We start from the raw sequence: 18,206 nt of genomic DNA, 5'->3' as shown, positions 1-18,206 counted from the left end.
GAACGCGCCGGCCGCCGGGCCGGCGCACCAGAACGGCGCACCGCCGCCCACCGTGCCGAGCGGCACCCCGCCGCAGGCCGCTGTGTCGAACGGCACCCCGTCGGCCGCCGGGCCCCACGCCGTGCCGTCGGCCGCCGGTGCCCCGCCGCCGTACCCCGGACCGCAGGCCGTCGCGCCGGAGGGTGACGGCGTGCCGCCGGGGCCCGCCGCGCCCGCGACGCCGGGGCCGGTGGCCCCCCAGGCGTCGGCGGACCCGAGCGCCCCGCAGGCCGCCCCCGAGGGCGCGGCCCGGTCGGCCGGGAGCTGGGCGGACGCCGTGGACACCGTGCCGCGCGCCACCGGCACTCCGGAGGAGCTCCAGCCCTACGCCGAGTTGGGGCTGCGTGACGACGAGTACGAGCGGATCCGGCACATTCTCGGCCGGCGGCCCACCCAGGCCGAGCTGGCGATGTACTCGATCATGTGGAGCGAGCACTGCTCCTACAAGTCCAGCAAGGTGCACCTGCGCCAGTTCGGTGAGAAGGCCCCGCCGAGCGACCGGCTGCTCGCCGGCATCGGCGAGAACGCCGGTGTGGTGCAGGTCTCCGACGAGCTGGCGGTGACCTTCAAGGTCGAGTCGCACAACCACCCGAGCTTCGTCGAGCCGTACCAGGGCGCGGCGACCGGCGTCGGCGGGATCGTCCGGGACATCCTGGCGATGGGCGCCCGCCCGGTCGCGGTGATGGACCCGCTGCGCTTCGGCGCGGCCGACCACCCCGACACCGCCCGGGTGCTGCCCGGCGTGGTGGCCGGCGTCGGCGGCTACGGCAACTGCCTCGGCCTGCCGAACATCGGCGGCGAGGTCGTCTTCGACCCCTGCTACCAGGGCAACCCCCTGGTCAACGCGCTCTGCCTCGGCGTGCTGCCGGTCGACCGGCTGCAGAAGAAGGAGGCCGCCGGCCCCGGCAACGTCGTGGTGCTGATGGGCGCCAGGACCGGCCGGGACGGCATCGGCGGCGTCTCCGTGCTGGCCAGCGCCACCTTCGACGAGGGCAGCGAGCAGCGCCGGCCCTCGGTGCAGGTGGGCGACCCGTTCATGGAGAAGCTCCTGATCGAGGCGTGCCTGGAGCTGTACGACGCCGAGCTGGTCGTCGGCATCCAGGATCTCGGCGGCGCGGGGCTGACCTGCGCGCTCACCGAGACCGCCGCGGCGGCCGGCACCGGCATGCGGGTCTGGCTGGAGCGGGTGCCGCTGCGCGAGCCCTCGATGGAGCCGCACGAGATCCTGGCCAGCGAGTCCCAGGAGCGGATGCTGCTGGTCGTCGCCCCGGACAAGCTGGAGGCGGTGCTCAAGACCGCCGAGAAGTGGGGCGTCTGGGCCACCGCGATCGGCGAGGTCACCCCGCCCTCGGCCGACGGGCAGCCGGGCCGCCTGCTGGTCACCTGGCGGGACCACCTGGTGGTGGACGTGCCGCCGGGCTCGCTGGTCGACGACGGGCCGGTCTACGCGCGGCCGATGCGGGAGCCGGCCGACCTGATCCTGCTCCAGGCCGACCGGGCCGAGACGCTGCCCCGGCCGTCGACCCCGGAGGCGCTGCGGGAGACCGTGCTGCGCATGATCGCCTCGCCGAACCTGGCCGACAAGACCTGGGTCACCGAGCAGTACGACCGGTACGTGCTGGGCAACACCGTGCTCGCCCAGCCGGAGGACGGCGGGGTGATCCGGATCGACGAGCGGACCGGCCTCGGGGTCGCCCTCTCCGTCGACGGCAACGGCCGGTACGCCCGGCTCGACCCGTACCACGGCACCCGGCTCGCGCTCGCCGAGGCGTACCGGAACGTGGCCGTGACCGGCGCGAAGCCGATCGCCGTCACCAACTGCCTCAACTTCGGCTCGCCCGAGGACCCGGGCGTGATGTGGCAGTTCGCCGAGGCGGTACGCGGCCTGGCGGACGGCTGCGCCGAGCTGGGCATCCCGGTGACCGGCGGCAACGTCAGCTTCTACAACCAGACCGGTGCGGCGGCGATCCACCCGACCCCGGTGGTCGGGGTGCTCGGTCTGATCGACAACGTGGCCGACCGGGTGCCGATGGGCTTCCTGCCCCGGGCCGCCGGGGAGCACGACCAGATCTACCTGCTCGGCGAGACCCACGTGGAGCTCTCCGGCTCCGAGTGGGCCTGGGTCACCCACCAGCACCTGGGCGGCGTACCCCCGCAGGTCGACCTGGGCCGCGAGCGGGCGCTGGCCGAGCTGCTGGCGGAGGCCGCGCGGGTCGGTCACCTCAGCTCCGCGCACGACCTCTCCGACGGCGGTCTGGCCCAGGGGCTGGTCGAGTCCTGCCTGCGCAACGGGGTCGGTGCCCGGATCGGTGTGCCGGAGCGGTTCGCCGGCTCCTCGATGCCGTTCGTCTTCCTGTTCAGCGAGTCCGCCGGTCGGGCGCTGGTCTCGGTCCCGCGCGGGCACGAGAAGGCGTTCACCGCGCTCTGCGCCGAGCGGGACGTGCCGTGGGAGCTGATCGGGGTCACCGATCCGACGCTGGGCGCGCTCGACGTGCACGAGCAGTTCCAGATCGGCCTGGACGAGCTGCGTACCGCCCACACCGGCACGCTGCCCCGGCTCTTCGGCGGTCCGGGCGCGGTCGAGGCGGCCCAGGCCGCCACGCCGTCCGGACTGGCGACCGCCCCGGTCGGTGCGGTCGTGGCCGTCGAGCCGGCCGACGCGGGGCAGGACGTGGCCGGGGACGGCCCGTCCACCGGTACCGCGTCCGGCCCGACCGAGGCTCTGCCGGAGCACCCGGCGCAGGCCGGGGAGGGCGTCGAGGCCGGTGCCGGTGCGGCGGACGACGTGCCGACCGGCGGGCCGGCGGGGGACGACGTGCCAGGTGGTCCCGTGGTCGAGGCGTCGGCCGGGCCGGAGGCCCGGGTCGAGCCGGCACCGCCGGTCGACGGGCCGGCGGGCCCGGCCGGTGGCGATCAGCCGCCGGTCACCGACGAGCGCTAGGCGGTGAGCTCGGCCGTCCAGGTCCAGCCCGGATCCGGTGCCCGGTTCGACTGGGGACTGGCCGGGGCGGCCGAGCTCAGCCGCGTCTGCGCCGTCCTCGTGGTGGTGGACGTGCTCTCCTTCACCACGGCGGTGGACGTCGCGGTCGGCCGGGGCATGCGGGTGCACCCGTTCCCCTGGGGCGCGCAGGCCGGCGAGTACGCCCGCCGGGTCGGCGCGGTCGCCGCGGTGGGCCGCAGCGCGACCACGCCGGACCACCCGTGGTCGCTCTCCCCGGCGGCGCTGAGCACCGCCCCCGTCGTGGCCGACCTGGTGCTGCCGTCCCCGAACGGGTCGGCGATCAGCGCCGCCGCCAGCGCCACCGGCCGACCGGTGGTCGCGGCCTGCCTGCGCAACGCGCCCGCCGTCGGGCGCTGGCTCCACACCCAGGGGTACGGCTCGACGACCGCCCCGATCGGAGTGGTCGCCGCCGGTGAGCGGTGGCCGGACGGGTCGCTGCGGCCGTCGGTGGAGGACCAGCTCGGGGCGGCCAGCGTGCTGGACGCCGTCTCCGGCGTGTCGGGTGGACTCTCCGTGGAGGCGGCGATGGCGCTCGCCGCGCTGGCCAGCACCCCCGACGTCGCGGCGGCGATCCGGGGCTGCGTGTCCGGGCGGGAACTCGTCGAACTGGGCTTCGCCGGGGACGTGGAACTGGCCCTGCCGGTCGGCGTCTCGGAGGTCGTGCCGGTACTCCGCCAGGGCGTCTTCGTCCCGGCCTGAGTCTCCGACGGGCCTGGGTCCGCCCCGGCCCCGGCGCACCCGGCTCGCTGCTGGTGGTGCGCGGCGGCGGCCGGGGAGATGTCCCGGTGAGCGACATACCTCCCAGGAATTTTTATACCTGGGGGGTATGTGCGCGGAGGCGGGTGGTCTCGCCCGCGCGGACGCGCGTCCTGCCCGCGCGGGACACATCAGGTCACCTGACGAAAAGGCCGCCCCGGCGTGCGGGGCGGCCTTCGCGGTGCGCGGGGGCCGGGCTCGGCCGGATACGGGGTGCGATCCCCGGAACCGGGCCGGCCCGGGTGGCTCAGTCGTCCAGCCAGTCGAGGCGGCGGCCACCCCGCTCCGGGGGCGGTCCGTCGGGGCGGCCCCGGCCGGGCGCGCCCTGGCCCTGCTCGCCGTAGTAGCCGCCCTGCTGGTCGTAGCCCTGCTGGTCGTACCCGCCGCCGCGTTGCTGCGGCGGCTGCTCCTGCCCGTAGCCGCGCTGGTCGTACCCGCCCTGCTGGCCGCCGTAGCCGCCCTGGCTGTCGTACCCGCCGGAGGGACTGTCGTACCCGCCGGGCTGGCCGTAGCCGCCCTGCTGGCCGTACCCGCCCTGGTCGTAGCCACCGCGCTGGTCGTACCCGCCGGGCTGGCCGTAGCCCCCGCCGGGTGCGTCACCCCGCTGGCCGTAGCCGCCACCGGGGCCGTCGGCGCGCTGGTCGTATCCGCCCTGCGCGTCGGAACCGCGCTGCTGGTCGTAGCCACCGCCGCGCTGGTCGTACCCGCCGTAGCCGCCCCCGGCCTGGTCGCCGCCGTAGCCGCTCCCGGCCGGGGCGTTGCCGTAGCCACCGCCCGCCGGGTAGGTGCCGGTGGGCTCCGGACCCCGGCCGTACTGCGGGGAGTCCGACTGCCCGTAGGGGTGACCCTGCTCGTTGGCGGGCTGGTAGAGACCCGTCGCGTACGGGTCGGCCGGCGGCGGGTAGGAGGTCGTCCCCTCGCCCTGGTACCGGCCGGTCGGCTCGTCGTACCGCTCGCCGTACCCACCCGAACCGGCTCCGGCCTGGGTGGGCGGATAGTCGGAAGCGCCGCCCTGCGCCCCGTAGTCCCGGGTGCCGTAGCCGCCACCGCCGGAGGCGGGCGCGGTGCCGTAGCCGCCGCCACCCGAGGCCGGCGCGGTGCCGTAGCCGCCGTACCCGGCACCCTGGCCGGGCTGCTCGTCGCCGTACCCGCTGCCGGACCAACCGCCCTGACCGGCGGCGGCGTTGTACGGCTCGGGGGGCGCGCCGTACGGGTCCGGCGGCACGTCGTCGACCACCGGGCGGTGCATCATCGTCGGCGCGTCGCTGAGCGCGGTACCGCCGACCATGGTCGGGTCGGGCCCGGCGTCGATCCGGTTCACCACCCGGGTCTGGTCGTCGGCGCCCCGGAAGGAGCCCCGCGCGTTCGGGGTCGCCCCGGCGGCGGCTGCGGCCGGCTCGTCGTCGTCGGTGCCGTCGTCGGCGTTCTCCCGGCGCTTCATCCAGAGCAGCACGATGGTGCCGACGCCGATCGCCACGAACAGGCCGCCCAGCAGGATCAGCAGCCAGGAGCCGAAGCCCCCGGACTCCTCGTTGGAGGCGGCCTGCGGGGCCGGCGCGGCCTCGGTCACCTCGCCCTCCTCCGGCTCGGTGGCCTCCTCGGTGGCCTCCACGGTCGGCGCCGGTTCCTCGGTCGCCGACGGGGTGGGGCTCGGGGTCGCCTCGACCCGGATGGGCAGCCGGATCCGCTGGCCGGTGACGCTCTGCCCGGCGCGTCCGCTGATCGTCGCGGTGGCACGGGCGGTGTCGAAGCTGGCGCCCAACTGGAGCTGACCGGGCACGATCGGGTTCGAGGAGCTGCCGCCGAACCGGAAGTTGCCGCTGCCGTCGCTGTTGGTCTCGTGCCGGCGGCCGTTGCCGTCGAGCAGGATGACGATGGCGTTCGCCACCGCGTCGCCGTTGGCCTGGGCGACGACCTTGCCGGAGACGGACCGGACGGTCTGCACCTCTTCCCGGGTCGGCTCGGGCTCCGGCTCCTGCCGGCCCTGCACCCGGACCTGGACGTTGCGGCCCTGCCCGCCGGCGGAGACCGTGGCCGAGCCGTTCCCGTCGCGGGCGTTGCCGTCGGCCCGGAGCACGATCTGCTGGCTGCCGTTGCCGTCACCGCCGAGGGTGATCTGGCCGCAGCCGCTGGCGCAGCTCACCCCGTTCGGGAGCCCGTTGACCGAGATGGTGGCGTTCTCGCCCTCTTCGCCCTGTAGCTGGACGGTCAGGGTGGCCTGCTCACCGGCCCTGAGGTTGACCGGGCCAGGGGAGAGGCCGACCACGTCGGCGGCCAGCGCGGGTGTGGCGGGAACGGCGAACAGGGCGCCGGCAACCAGCGCTACGACCACACCGGCCCGCTTCCAGGCACGTCGGTGTGTTGACACGTCCACCGCCTTCCGGTCCGAACTCCCCGGCCTGCGGTAACCGGGCCGAGGATCATCACGGTACGAATACACCGTCGGCAACTATGCCTTGTCTGACCGGATCGGCGCGACCCAGGGCCAGCGTCGGGCGTGCTGCGGCGAAGCCGTATCGTCCCGTCGTGTCCTCTCCGCACAGTAAGTCCGCCGCGGTAGCGGCGGCGCTCGCGGCGCTCGACGCGGATCGTACGCCCGAGCGTCCGGTCTACCGGGCGGCGGTCCGTGCCCTGTTGGTTGCCCTTGCGGACCGTGTCCCCGGCCGATCGGTGGAGGTGCGCGTCCCACCTTACGGTGCAGTTCAGTGCGTGCCGGGCCCCCGGCACACCCGGGGTACGCCACCGAACGTGGTGGAGATGGATCCGGACACCTGGCTCAGGGTGGCCACCGGACGCCTCGACTGGGCGCATGCGGTGGCCGACGGACGGGTACGGGTGAGCGGAGCGCGCGCGGACCTGTCCGCGTACCTGCCGGTCTGAGCGGGGCGGCGGGCTGCGCCGAGCAGCACCGAACGCCGCAAATGTCACTGCGTGCAGCCAAATCGTGACTTTCTGTATCGACACCGATTCGCGTACACTGTCAGTCGACGACAGTGGTCCAGGCCTACGACGTGCGGATGGCGCGCAGCCGCCCCGCGAGGCCAGTCCCAGACCAGCATGAGGGAGCGGCAGGTGCCCCGAGGCGACGGCCGGCTGAGCCACGACCTTGACCCCCAACGACCCGGACCCCAGGACGCGTGTGGCGTCTTCGGTGTCTGGGCGCCGGGGGAAGAGGTTGCCAATCTCACCTATTTCGGGCTGTACGCGTTGCAGCACCGCGGCCAGGAGGCCGCCGGCATGGCGGTCAGCGACGGCTCCGGCGTCGTGGTCTACAAGGACCTCGGCCTGGTCGCCCAGGTCTTCGACGAGCCCACCCTGGCCAGCCTGCGCGGGCACGTGGCGATCGGGCACGCCCGCTACTCGACCACCGGCGCCTCGAACTGGGAGAACGCCCAGCCGACCATCCGGTCGACCAATTCCGGCACCACCATCGCGCTGGCGCACAACGGCAACCTGGTCAACACCGCCGAGTTGCAGCGTGAGGTGCTGGAACGGGGCATCGACTCCGACGGCGCCACCAACGACACCTCGCTGGTCACCATGCTGCTGGCCAGCCGCCCGGACCTCTCCGTGGAGGCCGCCGCGCTGGAGGTGCTGCCCCAGCTCCGGGGGGCGTTCAGCTTCGTGTTCATGGACGAGTCGACCCTCTACGCCGCCCGGGACGCGCACGGCGTCCGCCCGCTGGTCCTCGGCCGGCTGGAGCGGGGCTGGGTGGTGGCCAGCGAGACCGCCGCGCTGGACATCGTCGGCGCGAGCGTGGTCCGCGAGGTCGAGCCGGGCGAGCTGATCGCCATCGACGCCGACGGCCTGCGCTCCGCGCGGTTCGCCGCGCCCGAGCCCAAGGGCTGCCTCTTCGAGTACGTCTACATCGCCCGCCCGGACGCCACCATCGCCGGGCGCAACGTGCACGCCGCCCGGGTGCAGATCGGCCGGCAGCTCGCCAAGGAGCACCCGGTCGAGGCCGACCTGGTCATCCCGGTGCCGGAGTCCGGCACTCCGGCCGCCATCGGGTACGCGGAGGCCTCCGGGATCACCTACGGCGCCGGCCTGATGAAGAACCCGTACGTGGGCCGGACCTTCATCCAGCCCTCCCAGACGCTGCGTCAGCTCGGCATCCGGCTCAAGCTCAACCCGCTGCGGGAGAACGTCCGGGGCAAGCGGCTGGTCGTGGTGGACGACTCGATCGTGCGGGGCAACACCCAGCGGGCCATCGTCCGGATGCTGCGCGAGGCCGGCGCGCTGGAGGTGCACGTGCGGATCTCCTCCCCGCCGGTCACCTGGCCCTGCTTCTACGGCATCGACTTCGCCACCCGCGCCGAGCTGCTGGCCAACGGGCTGGACACCGACGGCATCCGGCGGTCCATCGGGGCCGACACGCTGGGTTACGTTTCGCTACCCGGCCTGATCGCGGCGACCGAGCAGCCGAAGACCCGGCTCTGCCGGGCGTGTTTCGATGGTGAGTATCCAATCGAGCTGCCAACCGGGAACCAGATCGGCAAGCACATGCTCGAAGGTATCGGGCGGCGGGTCGCCAACTCGACCGTCGACGCCCCGCACCACCCCACCGAGGAACTCGTCGCCACCCCCGGCGGCGGGACAGCACATCGCCCATAGCATCACCCGGCGCGACACACCGCGACGGCGACGGTGACCTCGGGCCGACCGGCCCGACCGCCGCCGACCGGCACCGCGAGAACCACAAAGGGGAGAACCGTGACGCACGTGTCCGAGCGCAGCGGCGCAGGAAGCAGCCCGACCGGCGCCGGCGGCGACCGCCAGCCCTGGACGGCCGGCACCGGCCGCCCCGGCCGCAAACGTACGGTCTCCTACGCGGACGCCGGGGTGTCGATCGAGGCGGGCGACCGCGCGGTCGAGCTGCTCAAGTCCAAGGTGCGCGAGACCCGTCGTCCGGAGGTGATGGGCGACCTGGGCGGTTTCGCCGGCCTGTTCCGGCTGGACACGGCGAAGTACAAGAACCCGATCCTCGCCTCCTCCACCGACGGGGTCGGCACCAAGCTGGTCATCGCCCAGCAGCTCGACATCCACGACACGGTCGGCATCGACCTGGTCGCCATGGTCGTCGACGACCTGGTGGCCTGCGGCGCCGAGCCGCTGTTCCTGCTCGACTACATCGCCACCGGCGAGGTGGTGCCGGACAAGGTCGCCGAGATCGGCGCCGGCATCGCCGACGGCTGCCGGTACGCCGGCTGCGCGCTGCTCGGCGGGGAGACCGCCGAGCACCCGGGGGTGCTCCGGCCGGACGAGTACGACATCTCCGCCACCGGCGTCGGCGTGGTGGAGGAGAGCGACATCCTCAGCTCGGAGCGGGTCGAGGTGGGCGACGTGGTGATCGCCATGCGCTCCTCGGGCCTGCACTCCAACGGCTACTCGCTGGTGCGGCACGTGCTGCTCGGCGCCGGCCGGATGCGGCTGGACGTGGTGATCGAGGACTTCGGCCGGCAGCGGACCCTCGGCGAGGAGCTGCTCACCCCGACCAAGATCTACGCGCAGGACTGCCTCAAGCTGATCGCCGAGGCCGAGGTGCGGGCCCTCGCCCACGTCACCGGCGGCGGCATCCCGGGCAACCTGGTGCGGATCCTGCCCGAGCACGTCGACGCGATCGTCGACCGGGCCACCTGGAAGCCGCAGCCGATCTTCGACCTGATCCAGTCCAAGGGGCGGATCGAGGACCCGGAGATGGAGGCGACGTTCAACATGGGCGTCGGCATGTTCGCCATCGTGTCGGCCGAGGACGCCGACCGGGCGCTGGCCACCCTGACCGGCCGGGGCGTCGACGCCTGGCAGGCCGGCGAGGTCATCGAGGGTACGGGCAACGTGCAGATAATCGGCCAGCACACCCGGGGCTGATCCCGGCCGGTGATCGTACGGGCACCTTGCCGGGGGTTCACCCGAGTAGCCATCGCCGCCTAGCCTGAGGGGCATCCTCAGGGTTTCCGGAGGTGGATGATGGCTGCTCGGGGGCGAGCGTTCAGCGGGATGCGCGGGATCGCCGCGGTTCCGTCGTACGTGGTGATGCAGCCGACCACCCTCTGCAACCTCGACTGCACCTACTGTTACCTGCCGTTGCGGGCAGCGGATCGACGGATGCCGGTGCCGGTGGCCGAGGCGGTCGCCGGGTCGGTGAACCCCTGGGCTGCCCAGGGCCGATTCTCCGTGGTGTGGCACGGCGGGGAGCCGCTGGCCGCCGGGCGGGAGCACTTCGCCGCCCTGCTCGCCCCCTTCGAGGCGGGTGTCGAGCACCACGTGCAGACCAACGCCACGCTGATCGACGACGCCTGGTGCGAGTTCTTCGCCACGCACCAGGTACGGGTCAGCGTGAGCGTGGACGGGCCCCGGGAGCGCAACCAGGAGCGCACCAGCCGGGGCGGGCGGCCGGCGTACGACCGCATCCTGCGCGGGGTGGCGGCGCTGCGCCGGCACGGCCTGCCCTTCTCGGCGCTGGCGGTGGTCAGTCGCCCCGCTCCCGGCCTCGCCACCGAGCTGTACGAGTACTTCCTCTCGCTCGGCTGCGACGTGCTCGGGATCAACATCGAGGAGACCGAGGGGGTCAACCTCCGGGACAACTCCCACGACCCGGCGGTGGTCACCGCCTTCTGGGCGGAGCTGGTGGCGGCCTGGCGTCGGGAGCCCCGGATCCACCTGCGGGAGGTCGAGTGGTCGCTGCGGTACGTGGCGGCGACCCTGGGCGGGGAGGCCGACGCGGTGCTGCCCCGGCGGCTCGACCCGATCCCGACGGTCGGGTACGACGGCTCGGTGACCGTCCTCTCCCCGGAGCTGGCCGGCTTCACCGATCCCCGGTACGGCGACTTCAGCAGCGGCAACGTGTTGCGTACCCCACTCGCCGAGATCCTGGCCACCGCGTCCGACACGTCCTGGGTGGGCGAGTTCCTCACCGGCGTGGAGGCCTGCCGTTCCTCGTGCGCGTACTTCGGGTTCTGCGGCGGTGGCCACGCGGCGAACCGCTACTTCGAGCACGGGCGTTTCGACGGTACGGAGACCGAGCACTGCCGCAACAGCAAGATCCGCCTACTGGAGGGAGTGTTGGAGCATGCCCGAGACCACCAGGAACCGGCAGCCTGAGCGCGTCGAGGCAGACCCGACCGATCCGATCGCCGAACGGGTCCAGGAGGCAGCCAGCGGCCTCACCGCCCTGCTGCACGAGGCCGAGGCCGCGCGCCGACTGCGGGCGGAGGTGGCGGGCACCGACGGAGCCGGCGCGGTGTGCGCCTGGAACCACTTCGAGAACATCCCGACGTTCTACAACTGGAACAACCGCCCCCGCTGAGGGCGGCCGTGGGTCGGGGACCTGCTCGATGTGGCAGGTCCCCGAATCGTCGGTCTGCTTCGCCGGCTGCAGGTCGGCACATGCGTGAGCACGCGGGGCTCACCCGCGTGCTCAGATGTGACCGGAGGTCAGCGGGTCGGACGGGCCCAGTTGTCCGGGTCGTCGTCCGCTTGGTCCTCGTCATCGTCGTCGACATACTCTTTGTAGTCGTCGTCGAAGTCTCGGTCCGACTTGCCGCTGCCGCCGAGTTCTCGCTGCAAGGCGGCGAGGTCGGTGTTCGGGGTGTTGTACTTCAACTCCCGGGCCACCTTTGTCTGCTTGGCCTTAGCACGGCCGCGCCCCATGGCTCGACCCCCTCGCACAGAATTCGGGGCAGCCCGAAGGCGGGCCCCGATGACGTCAGGCATCTCTCGTGGCTCTTACGGTACATGGGGATGCCACCGTTCGGCACCTCGGGTTACCGTCGGCCGGGTCAGCGCGTCGCAGTTGCCCAGCCGTTACACATCGTACCCGGTAAGGAGTCAACTCGTTGGCGGCCGTGACGCCGGTCAACCGGGGCCAAAAACCCCCACGCCGGGCGTCCGGCGCGGAGCCCGGGACGCCCCGGACGTGACGACCCGGCGACACGTGACGGTGGACACCCGGGCCCGGGACGGGACCCCGGGCCCGCGCCCCGGTCAGCGGAGGTGGATCATCCGGAGCCGGCCGACCTCGGCCATCCGGCGCTCGGCCAGCCGGTCGGCGGCCACCGCCGGCGGCACGCCCTCGGCGTCGGCGAGCTGGAGGATCTCCCGGGTGGTGTCGTAGATCCGGGTGGCCCGCAGCTTCGCCCGGTCGAAGTTGAAGCCCTCGATCTCGTCCGCGACCTGGATCACACCGCCCGCGTTGACCACGTAGTCCGGGGCGTACAGGATGCCCCGCTCGGCCAGGAGCTTGTCGATCCCCGGGTGGGCGAGCTGGTTGTTGGCCGCGCCCGCGACCACCTTCGCCCGCAGCGCCGGCACGGTGTCGTCGTCCAGCGCGCCACCGAGCGCGCAGGGGGCGTACACGTCGATGTCGGCGGCGACCAACGCGGCGGCGTCGGAGACCAGCGTCACCTGCGGGTAGGTGCTGCGGGCCCAGTCCAGGGCGCGGGGGCTCACGTCGGTCGCCACCACCTCGGCGCCGTCGTCGAGCAGGTGCCCGGTGAGGTGCTTGCCGACCTTGCCCAGGCCGGCCACGCCGACCCGCCGGCCGCGCAGCGTCGGGGTGCCCCAGACGTGCTCGGCGGCGGCCCGCATCCCCTGGAAGACCCCCCAGGCGGTGAGGACCGAGGAGTCACCGGCCCCGCCGTGCTCCACGCTGCGCCCGGTGACGTACCGGGTCTCCCGCGCGATGACGTCCATGTCGGCGACGTAGGTGCCGACGTCGCAGGCGGTGTAGTAGCGCCCGCCCAGCGACTCGACGAACCGCCCGTACGCGCGCAGCAGCGCCTCGCTCTTGACCTTGTCCGGGTCGCCCCAGATGACGGCCTTCCCGCCACCGTGGTCCAGCCCGGCCAGGGCGTTCTTGTACGCCATGCCCCGGGACAGGTCCAGCACGTCGGCCAGCGCGGCCTCCTCGCTGGCGTACGGGTAGAAACGGGTCCCGCCGAGCGCGGGGCCCAGCGCGGTGGAGTGGATGCCGATGATCGCGCGGAGGCCGGTCTGTTTGTCCTGGCAGAACACGACCTGCTCATGCCCGGTCGAACCGGGGTCGTCGGTACTCGCGAATACGCCCATGACGTGCTCCTGTGTCGCGGTGCGTCCTTGTGGGACGCGGGCCTGGCGGACGCCGGCGGGGTGCTGCCGGTGCTGCCGAGCCTAGTATCGGCGGGCCCGCTCCCGCCTCCCACCGCACGGCGCGACCGTGCGCCGGGTTCGCGCGGGGCCGCCCGACCTGCGGGTGTCGACGCGGGGTGTCCGGGCGCTGACGTCGGCGCGATCCGGGTCTCGTGGGAGGATCGGCGCCGTGCCGTCGCTCTTCGCCTCGTACCTGCGCGTGTACGAACCGCTGACCGCCTTCGACCGGGACCGTCAGAACTTCTGGCGCCGGTACGTCGCGGAGGGGCGGGCGGTCGCCCCGCTGGAGGGGCCCGGTCGGCAGCGGACGGCGGTGATCGAGGCGCTCGGTGCCGGCTGGACCCGGCTGCCCGACCTGCCGGACGAGGCGTACGTGCTGGAGACCGACGACACGCTGCTGGTCTGCCCGTGGAACCTGCGGATCCGGGTGGCCGAGGCGGCGCTCAGCGCCCGCGAGGGGGTGCCGCCGGTGCTCGCCGACGCATTTGTGCCCCCGATCCTGGCCGGGCAGGCCAAGGCGGTGGTCGACGACTGGCGCAGCGGTGCCCGGGTGCTGGAGCACGGGGTGCCCCGGGTGCACGAGCAGATCGCCACCTGGGGCGTGCCGCTGCGGTGGTTCGTCCTCTTCGAGGCCGAGGAGCGGGATCACGTCACCGTCCCCGGGCGCCGGGCGCTGCGGTACCGGACCGAGATCTCCAAGTCGCGGCGGCGGGCGTCGCGGGCGCTGTCGGTGTTGCGCAAGACGGTGGGGGAGGTGCCCATCACCGAGGCGGTCGAGGAGGCGGCCCGGTGGCTGGAGGAGTTCCACCCCCGCTCGATGGTCGAACTGGACTACGGCGGACTGGTGGACCTCCTCTCGGACGAGACCCTGGCCGCCGACGACTCGCCCCAACTGGTCGCCACCGGCCTCACCGGACTCGCCACCGGGGAGGCGGACGAGGCGTCGGCGGCGTACGACCGGTTGGTCGCCCGATGGCGGGCGGTGCAGCTCCTGGAAAGGTGCAATTAGCACCAAAAATCGGGTGGAGCGCTCCCAAAGCGAGGGATGTTCGTAGCTGACGCATCACGAACCGTGATTATGAGTCCGAATAAGATACTTTCTGCCGTGTAAAAGTCGTATAAATCGGGCATGGTTCATCCGTCCGTCTAGGGACCTTCGGCCGTTCGGCCCATGTCGGACATCGGGGACTAGCCGGACCATGGGAGACGCGTCGGCCGGCGGGACCCCGGCCGATGTCTCTACATGTGGAGGAGTGACCGATGGCATCGCGAACGCACGAACCAGAGCCGCTGCTCACACCGGCCGAGGTGGCGTCGATGTTCCGTGTCGACCCGAAGACCGTGACCCGGTGGGCCAAGGCGGGCAAGCTCAGCGCCATCCGAACGCTGGGTGGCCACCGCCGGTACCGCGAGTCGGAGGTTCGAGCCCTGCTACAGGGTCAGATCCCCCAGCAGCGTCAGGGCGACTGACGGGAAAAGTTTCACCAAGTGGTGCCATTCAGGGGCAGCGGAGGGCGATCCGCCGCCCCTGATTCGTGTCCGCCCCCGGGTGGGCCTCACTCCGGGAACGTGATCCGGATGCCCACCGTGCCACCGGTGCCCCGGCGTACCCGGCTCCCGAGCAGGGTGAGCCGACCGAGCAGCCGGTACTTCTCTTTGATCAACTGTCGGATCCGGCTGCTGGCGTCGGCGTCGCAGATGGTCGCGTGCCCCGGCGAGGCCGGTCCGTGCGGCCGACCCCGCACGTCGCAGGGGGCCACGGTGACGTCGCCGCTGCGCCGGATCCGTTTCACCTTCCCCGCGTCCGCCGCCGACCACACTGCAAGCGCGTCGCCGTCCCGCACCGCCCAGACCGGGGTCGGCACCGCCCGACCGTCCTTCCGGAACGTCGTCACCAGGACGTACTTCTCTGCCGCCAACCGGTCCAACGTGGTCATGCCGCCCAGGGTACGGGCCGGAGCGGCGGGTGGCCGGCCGGATAGCGTGAAGCCGTGACGGAACCCCGCATCGGCGACGTGTACGGGGAGGTGCTGCGGGACGCCCTCGCGGTGGCCACCGGGATCGGACCCCGGCCACTGGTCGGCGGACGGCTGCCCCGCCCGGTCATCGAGATCATCGAACGCGACGACGGGCTGATCAACGGGGCTCCCGCCGCGCACTACCTCGACCCTCCGGCGGACTGGCAGCCGTACGACCACCGAGCGGTGGACCGGGTCCGGGGCGCCACCCTGGACGTCGGGGTGGGGGCCGGCCGGATCGCGCTGCTGCTCCAGGACCGCGGCGTACCGGTGACCGGTCTGGACATCTCCCCCGGCGCGCTGGCGGTCGCCCGGCGTCGGGGCGTCCGCGACCTGGTCCACGCGACCGTGGACGACCACGTCGCCGACGGCCGGCGGTACGACACGTTCCTGCTGCTCGGCAACAACCTCGGGCTGTTCGAGGGGCGGGAACGGGCCCCCGCGCTGCTGGCCGCGCTGGCGGCCCTCGCCCGGCCCGGCGCGCAGATCATCGCGCACGGCACCGACCCGTACGGCACCACCGACCCGGTGCACACCGGTTACCACGAGCGCAACCGGCGGCGGGGCCGGCTCGGCGGCCAGTTGCGCCTGCGCCTGCGGTACCGCGAACTCGCCACCCACTGGTTCGACTACCTGGTCTGCTCACCCGAGGAGTTCGCCGCCCTGGTCCACGGCTCCCCCTGGCGCCTCACCGACCTGGACACTCGCGACGCCCCCTACTACCTGGCCACCCTCACCCTCACCCCCTGACCCCTCCCCGCGTCCCGTCCCCGCCCCTCCGTCCCCGCGAGTGGCGCGGAGCGTGGGGCGAGAAGGGGCGTGGGAGCGGGGTGAGGGGGTGGTGGGGGGTCAGAGGTTGACGGTGGGGGGGAGTTCCTGCGGGGGGAGGCCGCCGTCGCCGTCGACCACCTCGTCCGGGGTGCCGTCCTCGTCGAGGTCGACCATGGTGACGTCGACCTTGCCGTCGCCGTCGGTGTCGAACTGGAACAGGTCGGCCTTGCCGTCGCCGTCGGTGTCCACCACCCAGACGTCGGTCCGCCCGTCGTTGTTGGTGTCCGCCCGCAGCAGTTCGATCCGCTCGTCACCCCGGGTGTCCACGGTCTCGGTGTGCTCCGCCGGGTCCGTGTTCGGCAGCGTCTCCGGTGCCTGGCTCATGTCGACTCGTCCTTCCCTTGGTTGACCGCCGTCTGTACCCGGTCCGGCCCGCCCGCACGCCTGCCGCCGGCCCCGGGCCCGGCGGTCGGTGGCCCCCGAGGATGCCAGGTCGTCCCCCGGGTGGCCATCGTGCCTGCTGGGCCGCCCCGGGCATGCCGGGCCGGGCGCGGCTGCATAGGGTCGCGGCATGAGCGAGTGGAGCGAGCGGCCGGACCCGGGCGATCCCCGTGGTGACACCGGCGATCGTTGTGTCGTCGTCGGGGCCGGCACGATGGGCCTCGGCATCGCGTACGTGGCGGCCGGTGCCGGGTACACGGTGGAACTGGTCGAGGTGGACCCGGCGCGCGCCGAGGCGGCCCGGGGCCGGTTGGTCGACCTCTGGGACCGGGCGGTGGGGCGCGGCAGGCTGACCGCCGACGCGGCGGCGGCGAACCGGGCCCGGCTGACCGTGGTCGGCGGGCTCGGCGAGGTCGCCGAGGGGCCGGACGTCATCGTCGAGGCGGTGCCGGAACGGCTGGACCTCAAGCGGGCCGTGCTGCGCGAGGCCGCCGCCCGGCGACCGGTGCTGCTGGGCAGCAACACGTCCAGCATCCCCATCGCCGACCTGGCCGAGGGCCTGGCGGGGCCGGAGCGCTTCCTCGGGCTGCACTTCTTCAACCCCGTCTGGGCGATGGCGCTGCTGGAGATCGTGGTCGGCCCGGCCACCGCCGGGGAGACCACCACGGCGGCCGTGGCGCTGGCACGCCGGCTGGGCAAGGACCCCGTCGTGGTACGCGACCTGCCCGGCTTCGCCACCTCGCGGCTCGGGGTGACCCTGGGGCTGGAGGCGATCCGGATGCTCGCCGACGGGGTGGCCAGCGCGGCGGACATCGACAAGGCGATGGTGCTCGGGTACCGGCACCCGGTCGGCCCGCTGGAGCTGACCGACCTGGTCGGCCTGGACGTACGGCTGGACATCGCCCGGACCCTCCAGGCCGCGTACGGCGACCGGTTCGCGCCGCCGCCGCTGCTGGTGGAGCTGGTGGCCGCCGGCCGGCTGGGCAAGAAGTCCGGCCACGGGTTCTACCGCTGGGTCGACGGGTCGAAGGTGGACGGTCCCGCCGACCCGACGGCCGTCGACGGCTCCGGGGGCCCGGACGCGGCGGTGGCCCGGTGAGCGGCGGGCTACGGGTCGAGGAGCACCCGGACCGGCTGGTGGTGACGCTGGACCGGCCGGAGAAGCGCAACGCCATCGACGCCGACCTGATCGCCGCGCTGCACGCGGTCTGCGCCGAGTTGGAGGCCCGCCCCCGCCTGCTGCTGCTCACCGGCGGCAGCGAGGGCATCTTCGCCGGTGGGGCGGACATCGGACAGCTCCGCGACCGGGGCCGCCTGGACGCGCTCGCCGCGATCAACTCGGCCGCCTTCGCCCGGGTACGGGCGCTGCCCCTGCCGACCGTGGCGGCCGTGGACGGGCCGGCGCTGGGCGGCGGCGCCGAGTTGGCGTACGCCTGCGATCTTCGGGTCTGCACCGCCCGCGCCGTCTTCGGCCAGCCGGAGGTCCGGCTGGGCATCCTGGCCGGGGCCGGGGCGACCCACCGGCTGCCGGCGCTGGTCGGCGAGGCGCGGGCCAAGGAACTGCTCTTCACCGGCCGTCGGGTGGACGCCGCCGAGGCGCTGCGGATCGGGTTGGTCAACCGGGTGGTGGACGAGCCGGCCGAGCTGCTGCCCACCGCGCACGGCCTGCTCGACGAGATGGCGAAGGGCTCGGCGCTGGCGCTGCGGCTGACCAAGCTGGCGGTGGACGCCCCGCCGGCCGCCCACCCGCACCTGGACCTGGTCAGTCAGGCGGTGCTCTTCGAGGACGAGGAGAAGCACCGGCGGATGACCGAGTTCCTGGAGCGCGGCCGGTCCCGCCGCGCGAGCGCAGCGGCTGAGAGCCGGGCGTCCGCCGACGGGCCCGCACCGGCCGAGGGCCGGGCGTCCGCCGACGGGCCCGCAGCGGGCGGGGAGCCGTCGCCGGGCGGCGGGGCCGGCGGGGCCGGTTCCGTCCCTTCCTGACAGCTCGGGCGGGCCGGCGGGGTGCCGGCCCGCCCGAGGACGGTCTCCGCCGCTCCTGGCGGCTCTGGTGC

17 protein-coding genes and 1 pseudogene are annotated in these 18,206 nt (G+C 73.8%); 12 read left to right on the top strand and 6 right to left on the bottom strand.

The features are described from left to right. Positions 1 to 324 (bottom strand): annotated as a pseudogene (locus AWW66_RS34975) (hypothetical protein); the annotation flags it as partial. On the opposite strand from AWW66_RS34975, the gene purL reads away from it, so the two are divergent. Both purL and AWW66_RS26765 read left to right on the top strand, forming a co-directional pair. Next, entirely contained in the window at positions 230 to 2,980 is a 2,751-nt protein-coding gene (gene purL / locus AWW66_RS26770; protein ID WP_157527982.1) for a phosphoribosylformylglycinamidine synthase subunit PurL, read from the top strand. The pseudogene AWW66_RS34975 and the gene purL sit on opposite strands and share 95 nt — an antisense overlap. A 3-nt stretch (positions 2,981 to 2,983) precedes the next feature. Then, a complete protein-coding gene (locus AWW66_RS26765; protein WP_067371832.1) occupies positions 2,984 to 3,739 on the top strand; it encodes a 2-phosphosulfolactate phosphatase in 756 nt (251 codons plus the stop codon). Positions 3,740 to 4,043: 304 nt separating this feature from the next. Here AWW66_RS26765 and AWW66_RS26760 read toward each other — a convergent pair whose 3' ends face one another. Continuing rightward, entirely contained in the window at positions 4,044 to 6,164 is a 2,121-nt protein-coding gene (locus AWW66_RS26760; RefSeq protein ID WP_067371839.1) for a carboxypeptidase-like regulatory domain-containing protein, read from the bottom strand. 158 nt (positions 6,165 to 6,322) lie between these two features. Between AWW66_RS26760 and AWW66_RS26755 the strand changes: the two genes are divergently transcribed. The 5 genes from AWW66_RS26755 to amcA all read left to right on the top strand — a co-directional run bounded on the left by AWW66_RS26755 (position 6,323) and on the right by amcA (position 11,102). After that, positions 6,323 to 6,676 (top strand): sterol carrier family protein, encoded by a 354-nt coding sequence (locus AWW66_RS26755; RefSeq protein WP_067371829.1) that lies wholly within the window; start codon positions 6,323 to 6,325, stop codon positions 6,674 to 6,676. A 192-nt stretch (positions 6,677 to 6,868) separates the two neighbouring features. After that, complete coding sequence (gene purF, locus AWW66_RS26750) at positions 6,869 to 8,410, top strand: amidophosphoribosyltransferase (protein WP_067371826.1); 1,542 nt, start codon at positions 6,869 to 6,871, stop codon at positions 8,408 to 8,410. Between the two features lie 99 nt (positions 8,411 to 8,509). Continuing rightward, the gene (gene purM / locus AWW66_RS26745; protein WP_067371823.1) at positions 8,510 to 9,664 is read left to right on the top strand and encodes a phosphoribosylformylglycinamidine cyclo-ligase; all 1,155 of its coding nucleotides are present in this window, start codon (positions 8,510 to 8,512) and stop codon (positions 9,662 to 9,664) included. 129 nt (positions 9,665 to 9,793) lie between these two features. After that, positions 9,794 to 10,897 carry a cyclophane-forming radical SAM peptide maturase AmcB gene (gene amcB / locus AWW66_RS26740; protein WP_342671942.1) on the top strand — a complete coding sequence of 368 codons (1,104 nt, stop codon included), beginning with the start codon at positions 9,794 to 9,796 and terminating at the stop codon, positions 10,895 to 10,897. Then, on the top strand, positions 10,866 to 11,102 hold the full coding sequence (gene amcA / locus AWW66_RS26735) for a multiple cyclophane-containing RiPP AmcA (protein ID WP_067371820.1): 237 nt from the start codon (positions 10,866 to 10,868) through the stop codon (positions 11,100 to 11,102). The genes amcB and amcA overlap by 32 nt, the downstream gene beginning before the upstream one ends. Positions 11,103 to 11,230: 128 nt before the next feature. On the opposite strand, the gene AWW66_RS26730 is transcribed toward amcA, so the two are convergent. Both AWW66_RS26730 and AWW66_RS26725 read right to left on the bottom strand, forming a co-directional pair. Beyond that, positions 11,231 to 11,446: a DUF3073 domain-containing protein gene (locus AWW66_RS26730; protein WP_067371816.1), complete on the bottom strand. Its 216-nt coding sequence runs from the start codon at positions 11,444 to 11,446 to the stop codon at positions 11,231 to 11,233. Positions 11,447 to 11,779: 333 nt separating this feature from the next. Then, positions 11,780 to 12,862: a Glu/Leu/Phe/Val family dehydrogenase gene (locus AWW66_RS26725; RefSeq protein ID WP_067371813.1), complete on the bottom strand. Its 1,083-nt coding sequence runs from the start codon at positions 12,860 to 12,862 to the stop codon at positions 11,780 to 11,782. Between the two features lie 229 nt (positions 12,863 to 13,091). Here AWW66_RS26725 and AWW66_RS26720 point away from each other — a divergent pair, with 229 nt between their 5' ends. Both AWW66_RS26720 and AWW66_RS26715 read left to right on the top strand, forming a co-directional pair. Further along, positions 13,092 to 13,931 (top strand): DUF8083 family protein, encoded by an 840-nt coding sequence (locus AWW66_RS26720; RefSeq protein ID WP_067371810.1) that lies wholly within the window; start codon positions 13,092 to 13,094, stop codon positions 13,929 to 13,931. 251 nt (positions 13,932 to 14,182) lie between these two features. Continuing rightward, on the top strand, positions 14,183 to 14,392 hold the full coding sequence (locus AWW66_RS26715) for a BldC family transcriptional regulator (RefSeq protein ID WP_007073996.1): 210 nt from the start codon (positions 14,183 to 14,185) through the stop codon (positions 14,390 to 14,392). A gap of 86 nt (positions 14,393 to 14,478) precedes the next feature. On the opposite strand, the gene AWW66_RS26710 is transcribed toward AWW66_RS26715, so the two are convergent. Then, positions 14,479 to 14,859: a PPOX class F420-dependent oxidoreductase gene (locus AWW66_RS26710; RefSeq protein ID WP_067371806.1), complete on the bottom strand. Its 381-nt coding sequence runs from the start codon at positions 14,857 to 14,859 to the stop codon at positions 14,479 to 14,481. A 54-nt stretch (positions 14,860 to 14,913) separates the two neighbouring features. Here AWW66_RS26710 and AWW66_RS26705 point away from each other — a divergent pair, with 54 nt between their 5' ends. Further along, complete coding sequence (locus AWW66_RS26705) at positions 14,914 to 15,690, top strand: class I SAM-dependent methyltransferase (protein ID WP_067371803.1); 777 nt, start codon at positions 14,914 to 14,916, stop codon at positions 15,688 to 15,690. A gap of 99 nt (positions 15,691 to 15,789) precedes the next feature. Here AWW66_RS26705 and AWW66_RS26700 read toward each other — a convergent pair whose 3' ends face one another. After that, complete coding sequence (locus AWW66_RS26700; RefSeq protein ID WP_067371801.1) at positions 15,790 to 16,095, bottom strand: hypothetical protein; 306 nt, start codon at positions 16,093 to 16,095, stop codon at positions 15,790 to 15,792. A 187-nt stretch (positions 16,096 to 16,282) separates the two neighbouring features. Between AWW66_RS26700 and AWW66_RS26695 the strand changes: the two genes are divergently transcribed. Both AWW66_RS26695 and AWW66_RS26690 read left to right on the top strand, forming a co-directional pair. Continuing rightward, positions 16,283 to 17,251, top strand: a complete 969-nt coding sequence (locus tag AWW66_RS26695) for a 3-hydroxyacyl-CoA dehydrogenase family protein (RefSeq protein ID WP_067371798.1) — start codon at positions 16,283 to 16,285, stop codon at positions 17,249 to 17,251. Then, positions 17,248 to 18,135 carry an enoyl-CoA hydratase/isomerase family protein gene (locus AWW66_RS26690; protein ID WP_396890474.1) on the top strand — a complete coding sequence of 296 codons (888 nt, stop codon included), beginning with the start codon at positions 17,248 to 17,250 and terminating at the stop codon, positions 18,133 to 18,135. The genes AWW66_RS26695 and AWW66_RS26690 overlap by 4 nt, the downstream gene beginning before the upstream one ends. The last annotated feature ends 71 nt before the right edge of the window (positions 18,136 to 18,206 follow it).

Source organism: Micromonospora rosaria, from assembly GCF_001567585.1.
GTDB classification, from domain to species: domain Bacteria; phylum Actinomycetota; class Actinomycetes; order Mycobacteriales; family Micromonosporaceae; genus Micromonospora; species Micromonospora rosaria.
This window is presented reverse-complemented; position numbering and strand designations above follow the sequence as displayed.